Consider the following 6,990-nt stretch of genomic DNA (forward strand, 5'->3'; position numbering starts at 1 on the left):
CCTTTTATTCTCGAATATCAATATTATAAACATACTATTAGAGAAATAAAGCTCAAAAATATCACTTTTCCTTCATAAACAATCCGTTAACTATATTTTCCGCAAAAATATTATAATCCTCATATACTTGAGTGGCATAATAATGCGCATGAAGTGATACGTAGTCGATAAATTGCTCTACATCTCTAATGGCGTCTAAAATTTCTTCTTCGCTTTCATTTGGCACGATGTCATTTAGTGCAATACCTGCTCGGCTATGATTTTTTGCCGTAATCGCACCCATGATTGTTAATGTTTTTTCATAGTCTTCAACCGATTTATAATGTTTTTGCTTTACTTTCTTTTTGTACGGCGAACGTTCACGCACGTAAAATTGCTGATCATCGATTGTTAAGTAACCTAAATATGGGTCCTCTAAATGATGCATGGCCTTTTGTGTTGCGACAACTCGATGCCCTTGATGACGATATTTCTTCCAAAAATCTTCACGGTAGTTTAAAAAGTAAGCCGGTATTGCAGCACGTACTTCTTTAATTTCAAGCACTAAATCTTCAAGTTCTGCCGCATCTCGCTCACCTTCCACAAGTGCATAATAACGTTTTAGGCCTATAGACGCCGTACCTGTACCGTACTTTTTAACAATATCATGTAGGTCATAAAATGTAATGGTTCTTTGGTCTCTCTCATCTAAAGAACTATAATAGTCGTTTGCTACAGCTTGAATTTTAGCAGCCTCTTCCCCGCTAACTCGCTCAATTTCTTCACTTTCAATAAATTGTCGCTTACCTTGCTCATCTACTGTCGTAATATCTTGTAGTAAATGGTTTTCCTTGCGCTGTTCAAGCTTCTTGAGCACGCGCTTAATCGGTCCACGCGTATTGTCCTTCGTGAAAATAAGTGTCATCGGATCGTCCTTACCCGACACAAAGCGCTTCAATTGCTTCACGTAACCTTCGATATATTGGCGAATAAAGCGGTTTTGCTCTTCATTCGTATAGCCTTCCTCCTCTGTGTATAACACGATGCTAATGCTCATGCGCAAAATGTCGTACAAATACGAGCCGATATAGCCTTCATCAAAGTCGTTAATGTCGTATACGATGTCGCCATCTTCATTTTGAAACGCACCGAAGTTATCCATATGCAAATCACCTTGAATCCAAATCGGTGCATTCTCAGCTGTATGGTATGGCGACGGAACATTCGCATGGTCAAAGTAAAATAAATACGCACTGCCACGGAAGAAGCGAAACGGACTTTCTACCATTTTGCGATATTTCTCCTGTCGTCCCTCTTCACTTAATCGTAACGTTTCAACATCAAATTCATGAAAAATCTGCTCCAGTAAATGTTTTCGTATGCTTTTTCTCGTTTCTTTTACACGCTCTTCATAATGCTTCATTCGTTTTCCCTCTTTCGTTATCATATCGTAAACAATATAAACAGAAGCCACTTCATTATTTTTGGCTTCTTTAACATTTCGCTATATTTTGTATAACATCCTTCACAAATGCACGCTTTATTTTTTTAATAAATTGAAAAATGGTGGCGTCTCTCTTCCTTCACCTTATAAAGCGCTCTGGCTGCCTCTTGGATGAGCTTTTCAACATCATGTGGTCTCTCACGATGAAACGTCGCTAATTTGTAATCGCTTATTTTGCTTATACGTTTGCGCATGTACTAGAAATTTTTCAAAAGCTCCGCTAGCTGCTCGTCGCTTTCCGCGGGCGTCGGTTTGTTTTGAAGGAAATGGGCGCTCATTGCCTTCCTTGTTCCTTTCGTGTCACGCTCAAGCCTTCTCGTCGTTCGTGCCTCACGACTGCGGGGTCTTGAGGCTCGCGCTTTTCCCGCTGGAGTCCGCCTCTCGTTTCAAGCGACTTTTATACGTCAACCCCAGCTTACGGTGATGAACCATAATTTACTTAAAAGCTCGTTATATATAATGAACTTAATATATTAACCGTTGTTTTGTTTCGGCGGACGCTTTTCGCGGAGGGCAACATGATGTTGGTCACAAAGGCGTTGTCGCATGGACGCGACGAATTGAGCCTTTTGTTCCACGATTTTCGGCTCGAGTGCCTCTGCGGTTACTCGAGGCAGAAAGGATTTTGCTCCTGCGATTACTCGTCGCAAAAGAACTTTTGCTTGTCCCGCAGAAGTCGCCGCCTCCACGTCAGAACGATCCTTTCCTCATGTACTATTCAAAAGTTCAATCTCTATATACAAAAACAGAAGCCACTTTATCGCTGTGGCTTCTGTAACATTTCACTATATTTCACGTAGCACGCTTCACAAATGCACGCTTTATGTTTGTATTGTTCTGGTATTTGCGATAGTACCCATTCGTCAAACTGCTTGTTCATGCACCAGCAAGATGAGACATTTGGCGTGCCTGCTAAACATGCATTAGCTAACTTGCAAATTGGGCATTCCATTACCAGTCCATCTCCATTCCGAACTTTTGACGATAACCACATTTACGACATAGCTCCTCGACCGCTTCACGACGCGAAAATCCTTCGACTAAATTTGTCGCACGCTCACCTTCGACAATATCACCGAACTTTTGCTCATGAATGTTCCCTAAATTAATAACTCCTTCACCATCTAAGCAGCACGGCACGACCGTTCCATCGACTAAAATCGCCGCGTGACTGCGCAGTGCATGACAGAAACCTTTTCCTTTATCTTCTGGTGCAAGTAAGCTCGGCCAACGGAATTCATGATCTTGATTTAAGTAAACGTTTTTCGCAATTTTTACGCCTTTACCTGGTTCAACACGCTCTTCAATTTTGAAATCTAAATCATATTCATTTTCTAAAATATCAAGCGTTTCGCGGTTTTTACGACGATCTAGATCGGTTTGCTCGTCACGTTGTAAATTCCATAAGCGATAACTAATGATCGTATTGTACTCGCGTGAATCACGCACGAACTGTAAAATATCCTCTAAATATTTTTCGCGGTTTTCTGAGCCTTCGTGACCGTCGAAGCTATGCAGAGAAAAGTTCACTTGGCGAAGCGCTGGCTTACCGAGCAGCTTATGGCTATTTTTTTTAATGAGCGTCCCGTTCGTCGTAATATTTACTTTGAAGCCGCGCTCATGTGCCGCATCAAGCAGCTGATCGATACGGTTATGCAGCAGCGGCTCGCCTTTTACATGCAAGTAAATGTATTTCGTATGCCCAACAAGCTGATCGAGCGTTTTTTCAAATTGCTCGACTTTAATCATACCTTTTGTGCGAAGCGTTGGCGGGCAAAAGCTGCACGCTAAGTTACAGACGCTCGTAATTTCAATATATACTTTTTTAAATGTTTTCAACGTTCTTCACCATTCCTAGTTTTTTCGTAAAAGAGTATTGTAGCAAACTTTTACGATGAACGTACAATGTCACGCTTACTCAGCTGCTCGCATAAATCGAAAAGCGATGACGTCCATCTTGCTTTACAGAATAAAGCGCCTTATCTGCCTCGTGAATGAGCTGATTTAAATGATACGGTCGTTCATCATGAAATGTTGCACCGATGCTAATTTGTAACGTTTCATGTTTGGCGTAACTTTGCGCATGCATCATACTTTGAAACGTTTGTAGTAGCAATATAAGCTTGTCTTCATTTTCAATAGGGCATAACGCGAGAAATTCATCGCCTCCGTACCGTACAAATAGCGCCTTATGCTTATCAAAAAAGGCCGCGGCACATTTTGCCATTAAGCAAATAACCTCATCGCCAACATCGTGCCCGTAAGTATCATTAATTTTTTTAAAATGATCCGCATCAAATATAATGGCAGCAACCGGCGTAGTCACCTCATTTAGCCAATCGCTTGCACGGTCTTGTAAATAACGACGATTTTTAATTTGCGTCAGCGCATCTAGCCACGTAAGCTCCTCTAAATGGTCAACTTTAAAGTACATATCAATGCGCTCTGCCCGCTGTTGTTGCTGCTGCTTTTGCTGCTCTAAAATGTACTCGTAATATGTTTCGAGTGTTTTGATATATTGCTCTAGCGGCTCGACATGCTCTGCTACGTCGATAAACTGCTCGTAAAAATAATCATACATCCGTTCATTTTGTGCAAAGCGCTGCATTTCTTTTTGAAGACGTATATACGCACGCTCGTATTGCTGTAAAGCACATTCATACACAACGACTGCCTTAACGAAATATTTGTAATACGATTGCTTTTCTATGTTCGAATAACTTTCTATATAAGCGATGCGCGCGCCTGCTTCTTCAAACTTTTTTTGCTCGACACAAATACTAATGTAACGTGCATGCAGCGACACATACGGCTGCTTGCGCTCATAATTAATTTGCTCACAAATAACAAAAGCTCGCTCTAAATGAACGAGCGCTTCATCATAACGCGCTTTTTCAAAAAAGTAATGCGTAATATTCGCTTCAATGACCATTAAAATTTCAAAGCTTTGCTGTTCCTCCGCGAGCGTTTTAGCATCACATAAATACCGGTAACACGACTCTAAATCATTTAGCGCTCCGTACACCGCCGCCTTTAAATTCATATAGCGAATGCGTGCCTCATCCGATTGATCATCGATTGAGCTCTCTAAATCTTTCAACGCCTGAATCGCAATTTCATAATCAGAAAAATGGAAATAAGCAGCTGCTTTTTTTAACGTAAAATCAACGACTGTTTCCATATCGCCCTCTTGCTCTGCTAACAAAAGGGCACTATCAATTAACTCAAAAAATTGTGGATATTGCTGCGCCTCATAATGCGTATTCACCTTTTGAAATAACACATCTGTATGTCGCTTCACTACACAACAACCTCCTCTTGACTAATCGGCTTTATAACGTAATACGCTCGTCCGTTACGCTTCACTTCATACATCGCACAGTCAGCTAACGATACTAGCTTCTCTACCGGGCACGTTTCGTTTCTCATTACGTAGACGACCCCCATCGTTAGCGTTACCGGAATCGTCACGTCATTGTATGAGAAAACCGTTTGTCGTAGCTCCGCATACAATGTCTCTACTTTATTAGTAATGCGCTGCTCATCATTTTCTAAAAACGTTAAAATAAATTCATCGCCGCCGTACCGCGCACATACAAAACCAGACTGCTCATACTTCTTCAACAATGCCGCCACTTGGCAAATGACTTGATCCCCTGCTAAATGACCGTATTGATCGTTAATTTGCTTAAAGTAATCAATATCAAGCATCGCACATGCTACATACGTCGCATCACGATTAGCGCGCTTCACCTGCTCCGTTCGATGAATAAAGCCACGGCGATTCCATAGTTTCGTAAGCGGATCACATTGTGAAACTTCGATTAACTCATGACGTGCTGACTGATGCGTACTTTGCATAATGAGCTGAAGTAGGCGGTCTTGCTTACTTTTCTTTTGAATCGCAATAAGCTGTTTATATACTTCCTTTTGTCGCTGCAAGTCTCCGCTATTTTTCGCAATTAAGTTTTCACATTGTAATGTCTCTAATTTATACATTGATTTTGTTGGATCTGCATCAATTTCAGCTTGTAGTAGCGTAAGTCGTCGCTGTGCCTCGGTAAATTCATTCGTCGCTGCGTAGTATTTTGCTACGTTCGTACGATAAAGCATATCATAGCGCGGGTAACATTTTTTGAACGGCTCCTCTAAATGTAAATAACGCGCCGCCGACTGAAAATCACTCATTCGCAAATACGTCGCGAATAAATTGTTAATAATTAAATAATGATTATTATACATTTTCATATCCGCGTCCTTCATCGGAAGCGTAATGTCATACGCCTCAAAAAAGTAAGGCAATGCATCCGTATGCTGCTCTGTATGAACTTTCAACATTCCGATATTCGTAAGCGCGTTTACAACTAATAATTCGTTGCCATGTGCTTCTCCGTACTCTTTTATTTCCATCATTTGCTCGTAAAAGCCATCATAATACCCGTTCATCTCTAAAGCAATGGTACGTGCATTTTTGTAGCGCATAAAATCTTCATCACTCGCATATTTACGAAATAATGTGAAGTGCTTTGATAGAAATTTCACCAATTCTTCAATATCGCTAAGTTGATAGTACATTAAAGCACGTAACATATAAATTTTCGTTAACAACTCATATTCTTTTTCTGCAATTAATAGCTGTTCAACTGATGGATACAACTCTTCAAATTGCTGATGCTTTCTAGAATTAAAAAGCTCGTCTAGCGTTTTTACATATTCTTCATTACCTATAGACACTTTGTCACCTTCTTTCATTTCGAACTGTTAGATATATTCTATCAAAAAAAGCTTATTTAAGATAATCATCTTAAATAAGCTTCATCATTAGTCGTTGCGGTATTTTAACGTTAACCCTTTTAAAAAGTTACGTGCAAAGTTATCGCCACATTCCTTATAGTTGCGATGATCCGCTTTACGCATAATCGCTCCTAGCTCACCTTTTGATACGTTTAAGCCTGCATCATAAAAAATTTCAATCATATCCTCCGTCGTCAAGCTAAGCGCGATTTTGATACGCTTCAATAAGATATTATTTGGATGATCTTTTTTCTTCGGTGCTGGTGGTGGCATTTGCCCAGGCTTCATTTCCTGCTTGCCACGCTTATATGTCACAAAACCGTTCATAAACTTTTCAAACAGCGCATCATTGCACGCAATGTAATCGTCAGTTGGCACAACCTCGCCTTCTTCATCAAGCGTCGGCTTCGCTAAATATTTTGGCAGCTTCTCTGGTGACATATTGTAGCCACCTAAGCTAAAAATTTCAACCATTTCTCGATTTTTTAAATCTAATGCATAACGTAAGCGAATTAATAAATCATTATTTGTCATGTTTTGCTCCTTTAATTATCATCTAATATTTCATTGTAATAGAAATTGTTGAAGGTGTCACTTTTTACAAATCGAGTAGGAGGGAGTGATTAACTCCCGACCTCTCACACCACAGTACGTACGGATCCGTATACGGCGGTTCAATTAAGATGAATAACGCAAAGTTTCATAACGAACTT

At 40.3% G+C, this 6,990-nt stretch carries 6 protein-coding genes; all 6 read right to left on the reverse strand.

Annotated features, from left to right (window positions below):
* Positions 1–61 precede the first annotated feature (61 nt).
* Entirely contained in the window at positions 62–1,402 is a 1,341-nt protein-coding gene (locus A6K76_RS07120) for a DUF2252 domain-containing protein (protein WP_066463512.1), read from the reverse strand.
* Between the two features lie 838 nt (positions 1,403–2,240).
* Entirely contained in the window at positions 2,241–2,435 is a 195-nt protein-coding gene (locus A6K76_RS16505) for a cysteine-rich CWC family protein (protein ID WP_169817994.1), read from the reverse strand.
* Positions 2,435–3,322 carry a radical SAM/SPASM domain-containing protein gene (locus tag A6K76_RS07130; protein ID WP_066463514.1) on the reverse strand — a complete coding sequence of 296 codons (888 nt, stop codon included), beginning with the start codon at positions 3,320–3,322 and terminating at the stop codon, positions 2,435–2,437. The genes A6K76_RS16505 and A6K76_RS07130 overlap by 1 nt, the downstream gene beginning before the upstream one ends.
* A 79-nt stretch (positions 3,323–3,401) precedes the next feature.
* Positions 3,402–4,784, reverse strand: coding sequence for a GGDEF domain-containing protein (locus A6K76_RS07135; RefSeq protein ID WP_066463515.1), 1,383 nt, complete (start codon positions 4,782–4,784; stop codon positions 3,402–3,404).
* The gene (locus A6K76_RS07140; protein ID WP_066463517.1) at positions 4,784–6,217 is read right to left on the reverse strand and encodes a GGDEF domain-containing protein; all 1,434 of its coding nucleotides are present in this window, start codon (positions 6,215–6,217) and stop codon (positions 4,784–4,786) included. The genes A6K76_RS07135 and A6K76_RS07140 overlap by 1 nt, the downstream gene beginning before the upstream one ends.
* Before the next feature lie 87 nt (positions 6,218–6,304).
* On the reverse strand, positions 6,305–6,811 hold the full coding sequence (locus A6K76_RS07145) for a YehS family protein (protein ID WP_066463519.1): 507 nt from the start codon (positions 6,809–6,811) through the stop codon (positions 6,305–6,307).
* Positions 6,812–6,990: the final 179 nt, after the last annotated feature.

The organism is Caryophanon latum (assembly GCF_001700325.1).
Lineage (GTDB): Bacteria > Bacillota > Bacilli > Bacillales_A > Planococcaceae > Caryophanon > Caryophanon latum.

Bases quoted from the DNA above. Each gene is read 5' to 3' on its own strand.
- A6K76_RS07120 (WP_066463512.1), bottom strand. From the start codon at position 1,402: ATGAAGCATTATGAAGAGCGTGTAAAAGAAACGAGAAAAAGCATACGA.
- A6K76_RS16505 (WP_169817994.1), bottom strand. From the start codon at position 2,435: ATGGAATGCCCAATTTGCAAGTTAGCTAATGCATGTTTAGCAGGCACG.
- A6K76_RS07145 (WP_066463519.1), bottom strand. From the start codon at position 6,811: ATGACAAATAATGATTTATTAATTCGCTTACGTTATGCATTAGATTTA.